The 16,704-nt window shown below is 74.1% G+C and carries 16 protein-coding genes; 11 read left to right on the top strand and 5 right to left on the bottom strand.

The features are described 5' to 3' along the window. The first annotated feature begins 28 nt into the window (after positions 1-28). Genes ABD126_RS13155 through arfB form a run of 3 tightly spaced genes read left to right on the top strand, consistent with a single transcriptional unit; the run spans position 29 to position 1,734 of the window. Positions 29-523, top strand: coding sequence for a SigE family RNA polymerase sigma factor (locus tag ABD126_RS13155; protein WP_343934054.1), 495 nt, complete (start codon positions 29-31; stop codon positions 521-523). After that, positions 520-1,299: a hypothetical protein gene (locus tag ABD126_RS13160; RefSeq protein ID WP_343934055.1), complete on the top strand. Its 780-nt coding sequence runs from the start codon at positions 520-522 to the stop codon at positions 1,297-1,299. The genes ABD126_RS13155 and ABD126_RS13160 overlap by 4 nt, the downstream gene beginning before the upstream one ends. A gap of 9 nt (positions 1,300-1,308) precedes the next feature. Continuing rightward, complete coding sequence (gene arfB, locus ABD126_RS13165) at positions 1,309-1,734, top strand: alternative ribosome rescue aminoacyl-tRNA hydrolase ArfB (RefSeq protein WP_343934056.1); 426 nt, start codon at positions 1,309-1,311, stop codon at positions 1,732-1,734. A gap of 46 nt (positions 1,735-1,780) precedes the next feature. Here arfB and ABD126_RS13170 read toward each other — a convergent pair whose 3' ends face one another. Continuing rightward, positions 1,781-2,449: a response regulator gene (locus ABD126_RS13170; protein WP_343934057.1), complete on the bottom strand. Its 669-nt coding sequence runs from the start codon at positions 2,447-2,449 to the stop codon at positions 1,781-1,783. Continuing rightward, positions 2,446-3,984 (bottom strand): sensor histidine kinase, encoded by a 1,539-nt coding sequence (locus ABD126_RS13175; RefSeq protein ID WP_343934058.1) that lies wholly within the window; start codon positions 3,982-3,984, stop codon positions 2,446-2,448. Before ABD126_RS13175 ends, ABD126_RS13170 begins: the two co-directional genes overlap by 4 nt. A 133-nt stretch (positions 3,985-4,117) precedes the next feature. Between ABD126_RS13175 and ABD126_RS13180 the strand changes: the two genes are divergently transcribed. The 4 genes from ABD126_RS13180 to ABD126_RS13195 all read left to right on the top strand — a co-directional run bounded on the left by ABD126_RS13180 (position 4,118) and on the right by ABD126_RS13195 (position 10,326). Then, the gene (locus tag ABD126_RS13180; protein WP_343934224.1) at positions 4,118-5,134 is read left to right on the top strand and encodes a Bug family tripartite tricarboxylate transporter substrate binding protein; all 1,017 of its coding nucleotides are present in this window, start codon (positions 4,118-4,120) and stop codon (positions 5,132-5,134) included. Further along, positions 5,131-5,646, top strand: coding sequence for a tripartite tricarboxylate transporter TctB family protein (locus ABD126_RS13185; protein ID WP_343934059.1), 516 nt, complete (start codon positions 5,131-5,133; stop codon positions 5,644-5,646). The genes ABD126_RS13180 and ABD126_RS13185 overlap by 4 nt, the downstream gene beginning before the upstream one ends. Next, entirely contained in the window at positions 5,646-7,175 is a 1,530-nt protein-coding gene (locus tag ABD126_RS13190) for a tripartite tricarboxylate transporter permease (protein WP_343934060.1), read from the top strand. Before ABD126_RS13185 ends, ABD126_RS13190 begins: the two co-directional genes overlap by 1 nt. Positions 7,176-7,266: 91 nt before the next feature. After that, on the top strand, positions 7,267-10,326 hold the full coding sequence (locus tag ABD126_RS13195; RefSeq protein WP_343934061.1) for an RNA polymerase sigma factor: 3,060 nt from the start codon (positions 7,267-7,269) through the stop codon (positions 10,324-10,326). A 179-nt stretch (positions 10,327-10,505) separates the two neighbouring features. Here the strand turns inward: ABD126_RS13195 and ABD126_RS13200 are convergent, their stop codons facing one another. Continuing rightward, positions 10,506-11,054, bottom strand: coding sequence for a TetR/AcrR family transcriptional regulator (locus ABD126_RS13200; protein ID WP_343934063.1), 549 nt, complete (start codon positions 11,052-11,054; stop codon positions 10,506-10,508). A 98-nt stretch (positions 11,055-11,152) separates the two neighbouring features. Here ABD126_RS13200 and ABD126_RS13205 point away from each other — a divergent pair, with 98 nt between their 5' ends. After that, on the top strand, positions 11,153-11,884 hold the full coding sequence (locus ABD126_RS13205) for an SDR family NAD(P)-dependent oxidoreductase (RefSeq protein ID WP_343934064.1): 732 nt from the start codon (positions 11,153-11,155) through the stop codon (positions 11,882-11,884). Continuing rightward, positions 11,884-12,195 (top strand): DMT family transporter, encoded by a 312-nt coding sequence (locus tag ABD126_RS13210; RefSeq protein ID WP_343934065.1) that lies wholly within the window; start codon positions 11,884-11,886, stop codon positions 12,193-12,195. Before ABD126_RS13205 ends, ABD126_RS13210 begins: the two co-directional genes overlap by 1 nt. Here ABD126_RS13210 and ABD126_RS13215 read toward each other — a convergent pair whose 3' ends face one another. Then, positions 12,196-13,686, bottom strand: a complete 1,491-nt coding sequence (locus ABD126_RS13215; RefSeq protein WP_343934066.1) for a CoA-acylating methylmalonate-semialdehyde dehydrogenase — start codon at positions 13,684-13,686, stop codon at positions 12,196-12,198. Beyond that, positions 13,683-14,684, bottom strand: coding sequence for a LacI family DNA-binding transcriptional regulator (locus ABD126_RS13220; RefSeq protein ID WP_343934067.1), 1,002 nt, complete (start codon positions 14,682-14,684; stop codon positions 13,683-13,685). Before ABD126_RS13220 ends, ABD126_RS13215 begins: the two co-directional genes overlap by 4 nt. A 139-nt stretch (positions 14,685-14,823) precedes the next feature. Between ABD126_RS13220 and ABD126_RS13225 the strand changes: the two genes are divergently transcribed. Beyond that, positions 14,824-15,825 carry a Gfo/Idh/MocA family protein gene (locus ABD126_RS13225; protein WP_343934068.1) on the top strand — a complete coding sequence of 334 codons (1,002 nt, stop codon included), beginning with the start codon at positions 14,824-14,826 and terminating at the stop codon, positions 15,823-15,825. Further along, positions 15,822-16,703 carry a TIM barrel protein gene (locus ABD126_RS13230; protein WP_343934069.1) on the top strand — a complete coding sequence of 294 codons (882 nt, stop codon included), beginning with the start codon at positions 15,822-15,824 and terminating at the stop codon, positions 16,701-16,703. Before ABD126_RS13225 ends, ABD126_RS13230 begins: the two co-directional genes overlap by 4 nt. Position 16,704 lies beyond the last annotated feature (1 nt).

Genomic DNA, 16,704 nt, shown 5'->3' on the forward strand with positions numbered 1-16,704 from the left:
GTATTGACCGGCGACCGAGGGAGGGCGAGTGGAACGCGACCGCGAGTTCGCCGAGTTCGTCGCAGCCCGCGCGCTGGTGCTGCGGCGGACCGCGTACCTGCTGTGCGGCGACTGGCACCGGGCCGAGGACCTGGTGCAGACCGCGTTGACCAAGCTGTACGTGGCGTGGCCCCGGATCCGCCGGGACGGCGGGCTGGACGCCTACGCGCGCAAGATCCTGGTCCGCGCGGCCATCGACGAGTCGCGGCGCGGGTTCCGCAGCCGGGAGACGGTGGTGGAGCGGCTGCCGGACACGCCCGTGGCCGGCGCCGGCCACGCCGACCTGGACGTCCGGGAGGCGTTGGCGGCCCTGCCGAAGGGGCAGCGCGCTGTCGTGGTCCTGCGCTACTGGGAGGACCTGAGCATCACCGAGACCGCCCGTCTCCTCGGTCGGTCCGAGGGCACCGTGAAGAGCCAGGCGGCGAAGGGTTTGGCCACGCTGCGGGAACTTCTCGGCCGCCACGTCTTCGAGGAGCAGCGATGAGCGACATCAAGCAGGCCCTGGAAACCGCGTTCGACGGCGAGCCCCCGCTCACCCTCGACGTGCCGAAGATCATGAAGGCCGGCAAGCGCCGCGTGGCCGTGCGCCGCGCCGTGACCGGCGTCGCCGTCCTGGTGACCGTCACCGCCGTGTGCGTGCCCGCCATGCTCGGGTCCAGCGGGGGCGGCGGCTCGGTGGAGGTGGGGGCGTCCTCGGCGTCCCCGCCGCTGACCACCGCGGCCCCGCCGTCGTCGCCGGCGGACGAGCCGCGGGTGACGCACACGACCAAGCCGGGGGCGGACGTGCCGTCCATGCCGCTCCCCCAGCCGCCGCGGCCGGTGACGGACGAGCGGGCCGAACAGCTCACGGCGCTGCTCGCCGCGTCGGGCGCGTTGCCGGAGGGCGCGCAGGTCGGCCCGATCGCCGGCGACCCGATGACGCCGTGGACCTTCGCCGCGTCGGGCACCCAGTACAAGTCGGTCACCGACGTGACGACGGCGGCGGGCAGGGGCATGGTGCTGATCTACCTCATGCCGGGCAACCCGCCGAAGTGCGAGCCCGGGTGCCGGGTGTTCCGGCAGCCCGACGAACGCGAGGTGTTCGTCAGCACCAGCGAGTGGAACGGGATCAGGCTCACCCTGGTGGACGTGGCCATCCCGGGCGGCCGGGTGCACGTCCAGGTGTCCAACAGCAGCGACAAGGCCGTGGGCGACGGCGGTCAGCCGTTGACCGAGGACCAGGCGGTAAAGCTCGCGACGATCCCCGGCCTGACGTTCTAACCTGGTCGGGTGGGCGAGGACCTGGTGGTGACGCGGACGCTGGTGGTGCCGGCGGCCGAGTTGAGCGAGCGCTTCTCCAGGTCCTCCGGCCCCGGCGGCCAGGGCGTGAACACGGCGGACAGCCGGGTCGAGCTGTCGTTCGACCTGGCGTCCTCGCCGGCGGTCCCGGAACACCTGCGCAACCGCATGCTGGCCCGGCTGGACAACCGGCTGGTGGACGGGGTGCTGACCATCGCGGCCAGCGAGTTCCGCACCCAGTTGAAGAACCGCCAGGCGGCCCGCGAACGGCTGGTCCGGCTGCTGCGCGACGCGGCGGCGCCCCCGCCGCCCAAGCGGCGGCCCACCAAGCCGACCAAGGGCTCGCAGGAACGCCGGATCGCGGAGAAGAAGCGCCGCGCCCAGACCAAGCAGGGCCGCACCGGCCGCTGGGACTAGGCCCGCGGGGCGGCGGCAGTGACCGCGGGGCGCGCGGCGTCGGCGGTCAGCCGAGCCAGACGTACTGCCGCTCGGGCCGGCCCGTGCCGCCGTACCGCAGCCGCACCTCGGCCTTGCCGATCGCCACGAAGTGCTCCAGGTAGCGCCGGGCCGACACCCGGGCCAACTCGGTCGCCTCCGCGCACTCCGACGCCGACACCCCGCCCGGCCGCTCCCGCAGCACCCGCTCCACCAGCGCCGCGGTCGGCGGGCTCAACCCCTTGGGCAACCGGGCCGCGGACGTCGGCCGCGCCCCGAACACCTGGTCCACGTCCGCCTGCCCGGCCGACGCCAACCGGCCCAGCCGCCGGTCCAGGGCCGCGAAGTGCGCCAGCTGGTCGCGCAGCGCCGCGTACTCGAACGGCTTGATCAGGTAGTGCAGCACCCCGCCGCGCATGGCGCTGCGCACGGTCTCGACATCCGTCGCCGCCGTGATCACGATGACGTCCACCTCGTCCGGCCCGGACCGCAGCTCGCGCAGCACGCCCAGCCCGTCCAGGTCCGGCAGGTAGATGTCCAGCAGCACCAGGTCCGGCCGCTGCTCCCGCACCAGCCGCAGCGCGTCCGCCCCGGTGTGCGCGACGCCGACGACCTCGAAACCCGGTGTCCGCGCCACGTATCCACTGTGGACCTTCGCGACCATGAAGTCGTCGTCCACCACCAGGACCCTGATCACCCCGCCACCTCCACGGGCAGCCGCGCGGTGAACACGGCGCCGTCCACGCGGACGGAACCGCCGCGCCGCAAGCAGGTCTGCCGGATCAGCGCCAGGCCCAGGCCCCGGGAACCCTGTTCCGCCGCCTTGGTGGTGAAGCCGTGGCGGAACACCTCCTCGGCCAGCTCCGGCGCGACGCCCGGCCCGGAATCTCGGACCACCACGAGGACTTCGCCGTCCACCTGGCGTACGGACACCTCGATCCAGCCCTGCTCGGTCAACGCGTCGAGGGCGTTGTCCACGAGGTTCCCCAACACCAGCACGAGATCCGTGGACAGCACCTCGTCCACAGTGGACAGGTGACTGGCCGGGTCGAGGCGCAGGCCGATGCCGCGTTCCGCCGCCAGGCTGGACTTCGCGATCAGCAGCGCCGCCACCGCCGGGTCGGCCACGCGGGACGACACCTCCGCCCGCCACCGGCCCTGCGCACCGCTGATCCGGCTGATGAACCCGCGCACCTCGTCGTACTCGCCCAGCTCCACCAGGCCCGCGATGGTGTGCAGGCGGTTGCTGAACTCGTGCGCCTGGGCGCGCAGGGTGTCGGTGGCGTGCCGGCTCGCGTCCAGCTCGTCCCGGAGCGTTCTGAGTTCCGTCCGGTCGCGGAGGGTGACGACCGAGCCGTGCACGTCGAGGGGCATGCGGTTCAGTGTGAGGACCCGGCCCTCGCCCAGCGCCACCTGGTCGGCTCCGGTGACGCGGCCGGTCAGGACGTCGCGCAGCCGCTCGTCCACGCCCAGGTCGGCCACCGAGCGGCCCACGGCGTCGTCGGGCAGGTTGAGCAGCTCGCGGGCGTGGTCGTTGACCAGGGTCACGCGGTGTTGCGGGTCCAGCGCCACCACGCCCTCCTTGATGCCGTGCAGCAACGCCTCGCGGTACTCGACCAGGGCGGTGATCTCGTGCGGTTCCAGGCCCAGGGTCTGGTTCTTCACCCGGCGCGCCAGGAGCAGCGAGCCGGCCACGCCGATCACCAGCGCCACGCCGAGCAGGCGCAGCGCGTTGTCCGGCGAGTCCAGCACACCCTCCCAGAACCCCGGGGCCTGCTGCCCGGCGGCGACCAGGCCGATGACCTGCCCGCCGTCGCCGATGACCGGGACGTGCGCGACGGTCGCCCCGCCCAGCTCGCCCACCCACGAGCGGCCGGCCAGGGCGGTGCTGTCGCCCAGCTCCAGCGGTTCGCCGACCTGGGCCGGGTCGGGTGAGGTGAGCACCTCGCGGTCCGCGCCGGCGATGATCACGTAGCTCGCCCCGGACAGGCTCTGCGCGGTCGTGGCGAACGGGGCCAGCGCGTAGTGCCGCAGCGGGTCGGCCAGCGAGGCGCGGACCCCGGCGGTGGCGGCGGTGTCCTCGGCCACGGACAGCATCCGGCGTCCCTCGGTCGTGCGGAAGTTCGCCCCCGCCTGGACGACGGACAGCACGCCGACCGCGCAGAGCAGCGCCACGACCACTACGAGTTGCCACACGAGCAGCTGGCGCGCCAGCGACCCACGTCCACCCATGGGCACCTCCGTGACCACAACGACCAAAAAAACCTCTAGGCGCGCAAGCGGGACTTCCCTGTTTACACGAGTGCAACATGTCCAACCACGCGGAAGAGAGGCGGGGATCACAGTGTCGTCACCGACCACCGACATGCCGTCCGAGCGGCTGTCCGGCCGGCCCTCGGGGCGGTGGAGGGGCTGGCTCGCGGTGGCCGCCGCGCTCGCGGTCGTCGTGCTGGTGCCGCCGCTGCTGACCTCCGGCGCGGAGGGCGGCGGGACCACCCTGCGCGGGCTGCGCGTGCTGGTGCCGAACTCGCCGGGCGGCGGGTACGACGTCACCGCGCGCACCGCCGCGAAGGCCATGGAGGACGCCGAGCTGATCCGCAACGCCGAGGTGTTCAACCTGCCCGGCGCGGGCGGCACCGTCGGCCTGGGCCGGACGGTCAACGAGCGCGGCAACGGCAAGCTCGTCATGTCGATGGGCCTGGGCGTCGTCGGCAGCGTCTACACCAACAAGTCGCCGTCGTCGCTGCTGGACACCACGCCGATCGCGAAGCTCATCGAGGAGCCGGACATCGTCGTGGTCGGCAAGGACTCGCCGTACCGGACGCTGGACGAGCTGGTCGCGGCGTGGAAGGCGGACCCCGGCGCGGTGCAGGTCGGCGGCGGGTCGTCGCCGGGCGGGCCGGACCACCTCGCGCCGATGCTCATCGCCAAGGCCGTGGGGCTGGCGCCCAAGCAGGTCAACTACATCCCGTTCGACGGCGGCGGCGAGCTGCTCGCGTCCGTGCTGGGCGGGAAGGTCGCGTTCGGCGTGTCCGGGGTGGGCGAGTACCGCGACCAGATCGAGGCCGGGCAGATCCGCGTGCTGGCGGTGACCAGCGGGCAGCGGGTGCCCGGGGTGGACGCGCCCACGCTGCGCGAGGCGGGCGTGGACGTCGAGTTCACCAACTGGCGCGGCGTGGTCGCCCCGCCGGGGGTGTCCGACGCCGACCGCGCCCGGCTGGTGGAGCTGTTCACGGACCTGCACGGGACCCCGCAGTGGCGGGAGGCGTTGGCGCGCAACGGGTGGACCGACGCCTTCACGCCCGGCGCGGAGTTCGGGGCCTTCCTGCGAGAGGAGAACGAGCGAGTGGCCACGGTGCTGAAGGACTTGGGGCTGGCATGACGACACAAGCGCGGTCCCGCCGGTCGTGGTGGCGGGACCACTCGGAACTGGGCATCTGCGCCGTCCTGGTGGCGCTGGGCGGGCTGGTCCTGGTGGACGCGATCCGCATCCCGACCGACTTCGCGCAGCGCGGCCCGGTGGGCCCGAAGGCGGTGCCGGTCGTGGTCGGCGTGGCGCTGGTCGTGGTCGCGGTCCTGCTCGCGCGGGACGTCCTGCGCGGCGGCCGGGGCGAGGCCGAGGGCGGTGAGGACGTGGACCTGTCCGCGCCCGCCGACTGGCGCACGGTCCTCCTGCTGTGCGGGGCGTTCCTGGCCAACGCCGCGCTCATCGGCGTGGTCGGGTTCCCGATCTCCGGCGCGGTCCTGTTCTGGGGCGCGGCCTACGCGCTGGGCAGCCGCCACCCCGTGCGCGACCCGCTGATCGCCGCCGGGCTCTCGGTGCTGACGTTCGTGCTGTTCAACAACCTGCTCGGCGTCCCCCTGCCCGGCGGTCCGCTGGTGGGGGTGCTGTGATGGACGTGTTCGGCAACCTCATGGAGGGGTTCGCGACCGCGCTGACCCCGACCCACCTGGCGCTGGCCGCGCTGGGCGTCCTGCTCGGCACGGCGATCGGCGTGCTGCCGGGGATCGGGCCGGCGATGGCGGTGGCCCTGCTGCTGCCGGTCACCTACGGGCTGGAGCCGACCGGCGCGTTCATCATGTTCGCCGGCATCTACTACGGCGGCATGTTCGGCGGCTCGACCACGTCGATCCTGCTCAACACCCCGGGCGAGAGCGCGGCGGTGGTCGCGGCGATCGACGGCAACCCGATGGCCCGCAAGGGCAAGGGTGCGCAAGCGCTTGCCGCGGCGGCGATCGGGCACTTCGTCGGCGGCATCATCGGCACGACCCTGCTGGTGCTACTCGCCCCGACGGTCGCGAAGTACGCCGTGGACATCGGCGCGCCCGACTTCTTCGCGATCATGGTGCTGGCGTTCATCGCGGTCACCTCCGTCCTGGGCGCGTCCCGCGTGCGCGGGTTCGCGTCCCTGCTCATCGGCCTCACCATCGGCCTGGTCGGCCTGGACGAGATGACCGGCCAACAGCGGCTCACGTTCGGCTCGCTGCACCTCGCGGACGGCGTGGACGTCGTCGTGGTCGCGGTGGCGCTGTTCGCGGTCGGCGAGTCGCTGTGGGTGGCCGCGCACCTGCGGCGCAAGGCGAGCGAGGCCATCCCCGTGGGTCGGCCGTGGCTGCACCGCGCGGACGTGCGGCGGGCGTGGAAGCCGTGGCTGCGCGGGCCGTTCATCGGGTTCCCGTTCGGCGCGGTCCCGGCCGGCGGCGCGGAGATCCCGACCTTCCTGTCGTACGTGACGGAGAAGCGGCTCTCCAAGCACCGCGACGAGTTCGGCAAGGGCGCGATCGAGGGCGTGGCGGGGCCGGAGTCGACGGCGTCCGCGTCGGCCGCGGGCACGCTGGTGTCGATGCTGACCCTGGGCCTGCCGACGACGGCGGTGGCGGCGGTCATGCTGGCGGCGTTCCAGCAGTACGGCATCCAGCCCGGCCCGCTGCTGTTCCAGCGCGAGTCGGCGCTGGTCTGGGGCCTGATCGCGTCGCTGTTCATCGGCCTGGTGCTGCTACTGGTGCTGAACCTGCCGCTCGCGCCGGTGTGGGCGAAGCTGCTGCGCATCCCGCGGCCGTACCTGTACGCGGGCATCCTGTTCTTCGCGAGCGTCGGCGCGTACGCGGTGAACGCGGACGTGTTCGACCTGCTGGTGATGTTCGTGATCGGCCTGCTCGGCTTCGCGATGCGCCGCTACGGGCTGCCCGTGCTGCCCGCGATCATCGGCACCATCCTCGGGCCGGCCGCCGAGCAGCAGATGCGGCGGGCGCTGCAGCTGTCCGACGGTTCGCTCGAAGGGCTGGTGAACACCCCGTTCTCGATCGCGGTGTACGCCGTCGTGGTGGTCCTGCTGGCGTGGCCGCTGGTGCGCCGCGTGGTCCGCCGGCCCGCGCCGGCCGAGGCGTCGCCGCGGGTCGAGCGGGAGAAGGTGGACGCGTAGGAGGAAGTTCGCCGGAACCGGGGAGATCCCGGTTCCGGCGCGCACGTCCCCACCGGAGGTAACACGACCCCGACCGGTGGAGATGGTGTCGATGATGGCCCACGAGGACTCACCGCTCCTGGACCGACTGCGTGCCGGTGACGAGGCCGCCCGGCGCGAGCTCTTCGCGCGCTGCCAGGCCAAGGTCCGGCCGTTCTTCCGCGCCCGGGTGCGCCGGGCCGACGAGGTGGACGACCTGGTCGGCGAGGTCGTCGTGCGCGCCCTGGAGGGCCTGCGCAACGGGCAGGAGCCGCGCGAGCTGGACGCCTGGCTCACCGGCATCGCCCACAACCTGCTCAAGGCCCACTACACCGACACGGCCCGCCGGGACGACCGCGAGGTGCCCGACCGGGCCGTCGAACCGGACACCGGCGTCGAGGACCTGATGACCCGCGCCCGGGTCATGGACGTGCTGCGCAACGCCCTGCCCGGCGTGCCGGCCGGGCTGCGCCCGGTGATGGCCGCGCACCTCCGGCTCACCGCCCAGCGCGGCCGGCTGGTGGTCGGCGCGGAGCTGGCCGAGGAGCTGGGCGTGCCGCGCGGCCAGGCCGACCGGCAGCTCCAACGCGCCCGCCGGGCCACCGAGAACGCCGTCACCTCCTACGTCATCGGGCACGTCGGCGCGCGCCGGTGCGAGCAGCTCGCCGAGCTGGTCACGACCCCGTTCGACGCCAAGCAGTCCACGCTCGTGCTCGACCACGCGGCGCGGTGCGCGGTCTGCGGGGCGCGGCGGGCCGACGCGCGGGACTGCGCGCGGTGGGCGCTCGGCCCGGGGCTGATCGGGGTCGCGCACGACGACGAGCACCGGCGGACGGCGCTCGCGTTCTTCGGCCGGGGCACGGAGTTCGCGACCGCGCCGCCGCGGCTGCTCGGGTCGCTGGGGACGCGCGTGATGGGCCTGCCCGGCGTGGACGCGGCGGTCCGCGCGGCGCAGGAGAACCCGGCGCTCGTGCGGGTCGCGGCGGGCGGGCTCGGGCTCGTCGCGGCGGCGGTGATCGCCGTGCTGGCCACCCAGCCCGAGCGGGACGGGACCGTGGCGCTGCCGACGACGCAGGTCACCGCGCCGTTCGTGCCCACCCTGTCGACCGGGACGCCGCCGCAGGGCGCGCAACCCGTCGTCGCGCTCACCACCACCCGCCCGACGGCCGCTCCACCGCCGCCCACCACGCGCCCGACGTCCGCCGAGCCGGCGCCCGCCGAGCCGGCCCCGGAGTCGCCCGCGCCGCCCGCCGCCCCGACCACGACGACCACGACAACGACGGCCACGACGACGACCGAGTTGCCGCCGCCTCCGCCGCCCGCGCCGAAGTGGGCGTACGCGCGGGTCGAACCGTGGCGGTCGCCGATCGGCGAGGAGACCGAGCTGTCCGGCACGTGGCAGTGGGGCACGCCGCGACCCGTCACCGTCACCCGCGAGGACACCGGCGTCTACCGGCTGCGGTTCCCGGCGCAGGCGTCGGAGACGGCGGTCGCGCACGCCACGGTCACCTTCTACGCGGTGGCCCGCCCGGTCGGCTGTGTCGTGCGGGACAACCGGGAGGACGGCGCGGACCAGGTCGTCGTGGTCGCCTGCGCCGAGGGCGGCACGCCGGCCGACACCCGGTTCACCGTGCTGCTGGCCGAACCCGCGCCGGGCGCCGCGGTCGTCGGGCCGGACGCGCCCGTCCGCCGGACCGGCGCGGGCCGCTACGAGGTGGACCTGCCCGCCGGCAACGGCACCGGTTATACCCAGGTCACGCCGTACGGACCGGACTTCGCGCGCTGCCAGTCGTCGGGCGTTCGGGGGCGGACGCTGCGCGTGCACTGCGACCGCGACACCCGGTGGGCCGCGACCCACGTCGAGGGCGTGGCGCTCGGGGCGGTGGGCGCGTACGCGCAGACCACGGGCACCGCGCCGGACCTGCGCATCGACACCGCCCGTTCGTACAACAGCACCGGCGGCGCGTTCACGCTGCACCGCTTGGGCGTCGGCCAGTACCGGGTGCTGGTGCGGGGCGTCGGGACGTGGGGCGGCACGGCGTTCTCCGGCGCGACCGACTCCGGGTACTGCCACACGCAGTGGTGGCACACGTTCGCGCACCCCCTGGGCGAGGTGTGGGTGGACGTGCAGTGCGTGGACGACACGGGAGCGTTGGCGGACAAGCACTTCGGCATCGCGACGATCCGCCCGCCGTTCGCCGCCGGCGAGCAGCCCGGTCCGCGGCACCCGGTGGACCCGGGCCCGAGCCGGCCGGGCTGGGGCTACGCGCAGGTCCACCAGTACGCGACGACGCTGGGCGTGCCGGCGCAGCTGAACCCGAACCACCAGTGGTCCACGTGGGGTGGTTACCTGCCGGGCAACGACCACTGGTGGGCGCGGAAGGCGAGCGTCCTGCGGACGGGGGTCGGCGAGTACACCGTGCGCATGCCGGGCCTGGCCGTTTCACCGGTGGCGCACGTGACGCCGCACTCCCAGGCTGCCGATGTGTGCGTGGTGCGGGACCAGCGGGTGGACGGCGACGACACCCTGGTCGGCGTGAACTGCTACGGCGTCACGGGGACGCCGAAGAACCTCGCGTTCCACGTGTACGTGGGCGGCGGCCCGGTCGTGACGTCCGCGCAGGCGACCCGGCTGGGCGTGGGCGAGTACGAGGTGCCCGCGAGCGCCGGTCACGCGCAGCTGACGGCCACCGGCGGCTTCGCCCGCTGCCGGCACGCCTCGGGGGCGGGGACGGTTCGGGTGTCGTGCGACCGGGACACGACGTGGCAGGTGAGCTTCACGGACACCGGGCTGCACGGTGATGACGTGCCGGCCGGGCACTTGGCGGTCGAGCCGGGCGGGTCGGTGGCGCGGTCGTTCAGCACGACCGGCGAGGTGCCTTCGGTCGTGCGGACGAGCGTGGGCCGGTATGCGGTGAAGTACACGACGCTCGGATTCCGGAACAGGGTGTGGCCGACGGACACGGTGCAGGTGAGCGTGCTGGGCGGCGAGGTGCGGACCTGCACGGTGGCGGCGCTCAACGGCTACATGACGCGCGGGGCCGTCGAACTGAGCGTGTGGTGCTTCGACCCCACGGGCCGCCCGGCAGACACCGCCTTCGCCCTCGCCTACGTCCGCCCACCGGACCGCTGACCGCCGCCTGACCGCCCGCTGTCCGACCGCCTGACCGCCCGCTACCTGACCGGCCGCCGCTGACGGCCCGCGGCCTGACCGCCCGCCGCCCGACCGCCCGCTGCCTGACCGCTCGACCGCCCGCCGCCCGACTCACCCGCCGTCCAGCTCACCCGCCGCCCTCAACCCGGCGGTCCCGCTCACCCGGGCGGCGGCAGCAGGGCGTCGAGGCCGGCCTTGAGCCGGGTGGCGTCGTGGTGGCGGTGGGTGATCAGGTTGGCGGCCAGGGGTGCCAGCAGCGCGTCGGCCAGGAAGGCGGCGTCCGCGGCCGGCCACGCCTGGCCGATCAACACGCCCAAGTGCCGGTGGTAGGCGTCGTACGCACCGCCGAACCGCGCGAACGGCCCGGCGGTCTCCGCCACCAGCAGCAGGTCGAGCTGGGCGAGGGTGCGGTCCACCAGGGCGTGCAGGAACGCCCGCACCCGCTCGGCCGCCGGCGCGCCCGGACCCAGCGGCGGCGGGCCGCTCAGGAAGCTCTCCTGGAACGCCCGCTCGGACTGGTCGATCAACGCGTGCAGCAGCCCGGACTGGTCGCCGAACCGCCGGTAGAGCGTCCCGACGCCGACCCCCGACGCCGCCGCGACCTCGGCCATCCCCAGGCCCTCGACCCCGCGGGCCGCGACCAGGTCCGCCGCCGCCGCGAGGATCCTCGCCCGGTTCCGGGCCGCGTCGGCTCGCTCCCGCGTCACGCACCGCAGCCTAGTGGCCGCTCGCGGAACGGGTGGACAAGCGGAACAGATTCCGGTTAACTCAGAAACGGAACTGATTCCGCTTACGAGGGGGCGTCATGCGCGGCGAAGTCGCGGTGGTCACGGGTGGCAGCAGGGGCATCGGCGCGGCGATCGCGCGTCGGCTGGCCGGGGACGGGGTGCACGTCGCGATCACCTACCGCGCCGCCGCCGACCGGGCCGACCAGGTGGTCCGGGACGTCACGGCACGGGGCGTGCGGGGCCTGGCGATCCGGGCGGACCTGGCCGATCCGGACGCGCCCCGGCACGTCGTCGCCGCCGTGCTCGCCGCGTTCGGCCGCCTCGACGTCGTGGTCAACAACGCGGGCGTCGCGCCCTCCGGCCCGGTCCGCGACGTCACGCTCGCCGAACTCGACGCGACCCTCGCCGTCCACGCCCGCGCCGCGTTCCTCCTGGCCCAGGCCGCCGAACCGCACCTGCCCGACGGCGGCCGGATCATCACCGTCGGGAGCAGCCTCGCGCGGCGCGTGCCCCTCCCCGGCTGGACCCTCTACGCGATGTCCAAGTCCGCCCTGATCGGCCTCACCAAGGGCCTGGCCCGCGACCTCGGGCCGCGCGGCATCACCGTCAACCTCGTCCACCCCGGCTCCACGGACACCGACATGAACCCCGCGGACGGCCCGGACGCCGACGCCGAGCGCCGCCACACCGCCCTGGGCCGCTACCTCGACCCGGACGACGTCGCCGCCACCGTCGCCCACCTCGCCGGCCCCGGCGGGCGCGGCATCACCGGCGCGGAGTTCGCCGTCGACGCCGGGGTCACCGCCTGATGGCCTGGTTCCTGCTGGTCGCGGCGGCCCTGTTGGAGGTCGTCTGGGCCACCGCCCTCCACCACTCCGCCGGGTTCACCCGCCCGTGGCCGACCGCGCTGGGCCTGGTCACCGCCGCGACCAGCTTCGCCCTGCTCACCTTCGCGCTCAGGCACCTGCCGCTGGGCACCGCCTACGCCGTGTGGGTCGGCCTGGGCGCGGTCGGGGTCGCGGCGGTCGGCGTCCTCGCGCTGGGGGAGAGCGCCTCGCCGGCGCGGCTCGCGTGCCTCGCGCTCGTCGTCGCCGGCGTGGTCGGCCTCAAGGTGCTGTGATCAGCCGTGCGTCGGGAAGCCCAGGTCCACGCCGTGCTGGCGCGGCCACCGGGCGGTGATCGCCTTGGCCCGCGTGTAGAACCGGACGCCTTCCGCGCCGTGCACGTGGGTGTCGCCGAACAGCGAGTCCTTCCACCCGCCGAACGAGAAGTACGCCATCGGCACCGGGATCGGCACGTTGATCCCGACCATGCCCACGTGCACCCGCCGCTGGTACTCGCGCGCGGCCAGCCCGTCACCGGTGTAGATGGCGGTGCCGTTGCCGTAGGGGTTGGCGTTGACCAGCGCCACCGCGTCCTCGAACGTCGGCACCCGCACCACGCCCAGCACCGGCCCGAAGATCTCGTCCCGGTACACCGACATCTCCGGCGTCACGTGGTCGAACAGCGTCGGCGCGAGCCAGAACCCGCCCTCGTGCCCGTCGGGCGCGTACCCGCGGCCGTCCACGACCAACGAAGCGCCTTCCGCCGCACCCGCGTCCACATAGGACTGAACGCGGCCCCGGTGCACACTCGTCACCAGTGGACCCATCTGCGCCCGCGGATCGGTGCCGGGCAACGTCACCAGCTCGCGCGTGCGCGCGGCGATCTTCTCCACCAGCGCGTCCCCGACGTCCCCGACCGCGACGACCACCGAGATCGCCATGCACCGCTCACCCGCGCTGCCGTACCCGGCCGACACCGCCGCGTCCGCCGCCACGTCCAGGTCCGCGTCCGGCAGCACGACCATGTGGTTCTTCGCGCCGCCCAACGCCTGCACCCGCTTGCCCGCCGCCGTGCCGCGCGCGTACACGTGCTTGGCGATCGGCGTGGACCCGACGAACGACACCGCCGCCACGTCCGGGTGGTCCAGCAGGGCGTTCACCGCGACCGCGTCCCCCTGCAACACCGTGAGCACGCCGTCGGGCAGCCCGGCCTCCTGGAACAGCTCCGCCAGTCGCACCGACGCGGACGGGTCGCGCTCGGAGGGCTTGAGCACGAACGCGTTCCCCGCGGCGATCGCCACCGGGAACATCCACATCGGCACCATGACCGGGAAGTTGAACGGCGTGACGCCCGCGACCACGCCCAGCGGCTGGCGCAGCGAGTACGCGTCCACCCCGCGCGACACCTGCTCGGCGTGCTCGCCCTTGAGCAGGTGCGGGATGCCGCAGGCGAACTCCACGACCTCCAGCCCGCGCTGCACCTCGCCCGCCGCGTCCGACAGCACCTTGCCGTGCTCGGCGGTGATCAGCGCGGCCAGCTCGTCGCGGTGCTGGTCCACCAACTGCCGGAACGCGAACAACACCCGGCTGCGCGTGGCCAGCGACGACTCGCCCCACCCGACCGACGCCTTCAGCGCCGACTCCACGGCCGCGTCCACGTCGGCCTGCTCGGCCAGGACCACCCGCCGGGCGACCTCCCCGGTGGCCGGGTCGAACACGTCCGACGTGCGCGCGGAGACGCCGGTGGTGCGGGCGCCGTCGATCCAGTGCGGGATGGTGGTGCTCAACGCGGACCTCCAGGTGCGGCGGTGGTGTTGCGGACGACGAGGGACGGGTGCAGCAGGTGCCGGACCGGCTCGGTGCGCTCGCCGCGCACGCGTTGCAGCAGCGCCTCGGCGGCCAGCCGGCCGAACTCGTTGCGCGGCTGGTCGATCGTGGTCAGCGAGACGTGCCGCAGGGCGGCCAGCGAGGTGTTGTCGTAGCCCACCACGGACACGTCGTGCGGCACGCGGAACCCGGCGTCCTCCAGCGCCGAGATCGCCCCGACCGCGTTGAAGTCGTTGCAGCACACCAGGGCTGTCGGCACGTCACCGCCGCGCAGCAGCTCCTGCACGGCCTTCGCGCCGCCCGCGTCGGTGTACTCGCTGGCGACCACCCGGGGTGCCAGGCCGTGCGCCTCCACCGCGGCGAGGTAACCCCGGCGGCGCGGCGCGGCCTGCGTGCCCTCGCCGCCGTCGAGGTGGGCGATCCTGGTGTGCCCCAACGACACCAGGTGGTCCACGGCCAAGCCGATGCCGCGCTCGCCGTCGTCGTTGATCGTGTCCACAGTGGACAGTCGCGACGAACGCGCCACCAGCACGACGGAAGTCTGGTCGGCCGCCGACTTGATCGCCGCCGACGGCACGACCGGCGAGAGCAGCGCGAGCCCGGCCGGCCGGAACGACAGCAGGCTCTGCACCGCGCGGCGCTCCCGGGCCGGGCTGCGGCCACCGGTGTTGATGATCAGGTCGAAGCCCTGCTCGCGGGCCACCGCGTCGAGGCCGTCCACGACCTCGGCGAAGAACGCGTTGTGCAGGTCGGACACCATCACGCCGAGCACGTGGGACGTGCGGCTGGCCAGCGAGCGGGCCATCGCGTGCGGCGAGTACCCCAGTTCCTCGGCGGCCTTCAGGACGGCGGTGCGCCGCTGGTCGCTCACTTTGGGTGAACCCCGCATCACCAGTGACACCAAGGCGCGGGACACCCCCGCACGTGCGGCGACGTCCTCCATCGTGGGCCTGACCACTGGCACCTCCCCTCGCGTCCGACGACCGCCGGAAAACCAACCCTTGACTTCGGTGTGACGGAGGCTACAGCATTGGAGCGCTCCAACCAATAGAGCGCTCTAACGCAAAGCCCCTCCTACCAGGACGGAGACCCTCCGGATGCGGATCGGAGTTGCCGGAGTCGGCCGGATCGGCACCATGCACGCCACCAACCTGGCCGGGCTCGCACAGGTGGACGAGGTGCTGCTGTTCGACCCGGTCCCGGGCCGCGCCGCGCAGGCGTCGGCCGGCCTGCCGGGCACCAAGAGCGTCGACGACCTGACCGAGCTGCTCACCGCGTGTGACGGCGTCCTGCTCGCCACGCCGACCACCACCCACCCCGCGCTGCTGCGCGAGGCGATCGCGGCGGGCGTGCCGACGCTGTGCGAGAAGCCCATCGCGAGCGACCTGGCCGAGATGGAGGAGCTGGTCGCGGAGGTGGAGGAGTCCGGCGTCGAGGTGCTGGTCGGCTTCCAGCGCCGCTTCGACCCGGCCGTGGCCGAGCTGCACCGTCGCATCCGGGCGGGCGAGGTCGGCGACATCTACCTCGTGCGGGCCGTCGGCAACGACGCCGACCCACCCGACTTCTCCTACCTGCCGCACTCCGGCGGCATCTTCCGCGACCTGCTCATCCACGACCTGGACGCCGTGCCGTGGCTGGTCGGGCAGCCCGTGGTGGAGGTGTACGCGTCCGGGTCGGTGCTGGTCGACCGGGCGTTCGCCGAGGCCGACGACGTGGACAACGCGGTCGTCCTGCTCAAGTTCGCGGGCGGCGCGCACGCCACGCTGGCCGGCGGCCGGCACGACCCGCTGGGCTACGACCACCGCATCGAGGTGCTGGGCAGCAGGGACTCCCTGGCCGCCGGCCTCGACCCGCGCACCCCGCTGACCTCGCTGGAACCCGACGGCCCCCGCGCGCACAACGCCTACCCGGGCTTCCCCGAGCGCTTCCACCGCGCCTACCTCAACGAGATGGCGGTGTTCACCGACGTCGTGGCGGGCAGGGTGGCGAACCCGTCGCCGGCGCGGGAGAGTCTGATCAGCCTCCAGCTCGCCGAGGCGTGCGAGCGGTCGCGGCGGTCTGGTGCCCCGGTCCGCATCGACCAGGAGGTGACGGCGTGAAGATCGCCGGTGCGCCCATCTCGTGGGGCGTCTGCGAGGTACCGGGGTGGGGCCGCGTCCTGGAACCCACGCAAGTCCTCAGCGAGATGGCGTCCCTGGGCCTGAAGGCCACGGAACTCGGGCCGCCCGACTACCTGCCTTCCGATCCCGACGAGCTGCGCAAACTCCTGGACGAGCACGGGCTCCAGCTCGTCGGCGGGTTCCTCGCGGTCACCCTGCACACCGACGTCGAGTCCACCCTGGACGAGGCCGACCGGGTCGCCCGGCTGCTCGCCGCCGCCGGCGGGGACGTGCTGGTTCTGGCCGCCGCCACCGGCCTCGACGGCTACGACGACCGCCCCGCGCTCACCGACGACGAGTGGCGCACCCTGGTCGCCACCGCCGCGCAGATCCGCGACACCGCCGCCCGCCACGGCCTGCGCACCGTCCTGCACCCCCACGTGGGCACGCACGTCGAGCGCACCGCCGAGGTCGAGCGGTTCCTCGCGGACTCCGACCTCCCGCTCTGCCTGGACACCGGCCACCTGCTCATCGGCGGCACGGACCCGGTCGAGCTGGCCCGCCGCCACCCCGAGCGGATCGGGCACGTGCACCTGAAGGACGTGCGGGCGGACATCGCCGCGACCGTGCGGTCCGGGGAGACCGGCTACACCGCCGCCGTCCGGCAGCGCATGTACGTGCCGCTGGGCGACGGCGACGTGGACGTGCGGGCGCTGGTGGCACTCCTGCGGGACCGGGGGTACACCGGCTGGCTCGTCCTGGAGCAGGACACGGCTCTCTCGGACACCGACCCCGCCGACACCCCCGTGCGGGACACCGCGCGCAGCCTCGCGCACCTCACCCAGTCCACCGGCTCGACCAACCCCAGCGAGGAGTGAC

The organism is Saccharothrix mutabilis subsp. mutabilis (genome assembly GCF_039521145.1).
Lineage (GTDB): Bacteria > Actinomycetota > Actinomycetes > Mycobacteriales > Pseudonocardiaceae > Actinosynnema > Actinosynnema mutabilis.

What these genes read in the sequence shown, in the direction of transcription:
- ABD126_RS13180 (WP_343934224.1), top strand. Translation starts at nt 4,118, where the DNA reads ATGCCGTCCGAGCGGCTGTCCGGCCGGCCCTCGGGGCGGTGGAGGGGC.
- ABD126_RS13190 (WP_343934060.1), top strand. Translation starts at nt 5,646, where the DNA reads ATGGACGTGTTCGGCAACCTCATGGAGGGGTTCGCGACCGCGCTGACC.
- ABD126_RS13160 (WP_343934055.1), top strand. Translation starts at nt 520, where the DNA reads ATGAGCGACATCAAGCAGGCCCTGGAAACCGCGTTCGACGGCGAGCCC.
- ABD126_RS13205 (WP_343934064.1), top strand. Translation starts at nt 11,153, where the DNA reads ATGCGCGGCGAAGTCGCGGTGGTCACGGGTGGCAGCAGGGGCATCGGC.
- ABD126_RS13175 (WP_343934058.1), bottom strand. Translation starts at nt 3,984, where the DNA reads ATGGGTGGACGTGGGTCGCTGGCGCGCCAGCTGCTCGTGTGGCAACTC.
- ABD126_RS13225 (WP_343934068.1), top strand. Translation starts at nt 14,824, where the DNA reads ATGCGGATCGGAGTTGCCGGAGTCGGCCGGATCGGCACCATGCACGCC.
- ABD126_RS13195 (WP_343934061.1), top strand. Translation starts at nt 7,267, where the DNA reads ATGATGGCCCACGAGGACTCACCGCTCCTGGACCGACTGCGTGCCGGT.
- ABD126_RS13185 (WP_343934059.1), top strand. Translation starts at nt 5,131, where the DNA reads ATGACGACACAAGCGCGGTCCCGCCGGTCGTGGTGGCGGGACCACTCG.
- ABD126_RS13210 (WP_343934065.1), top strand. Translation starts at nt 11,884, where the DNA reads ATGGCCTGGTTCCTGCTGGTCGCGGCGGCCCTGTTGGAGGTCGTCTGG.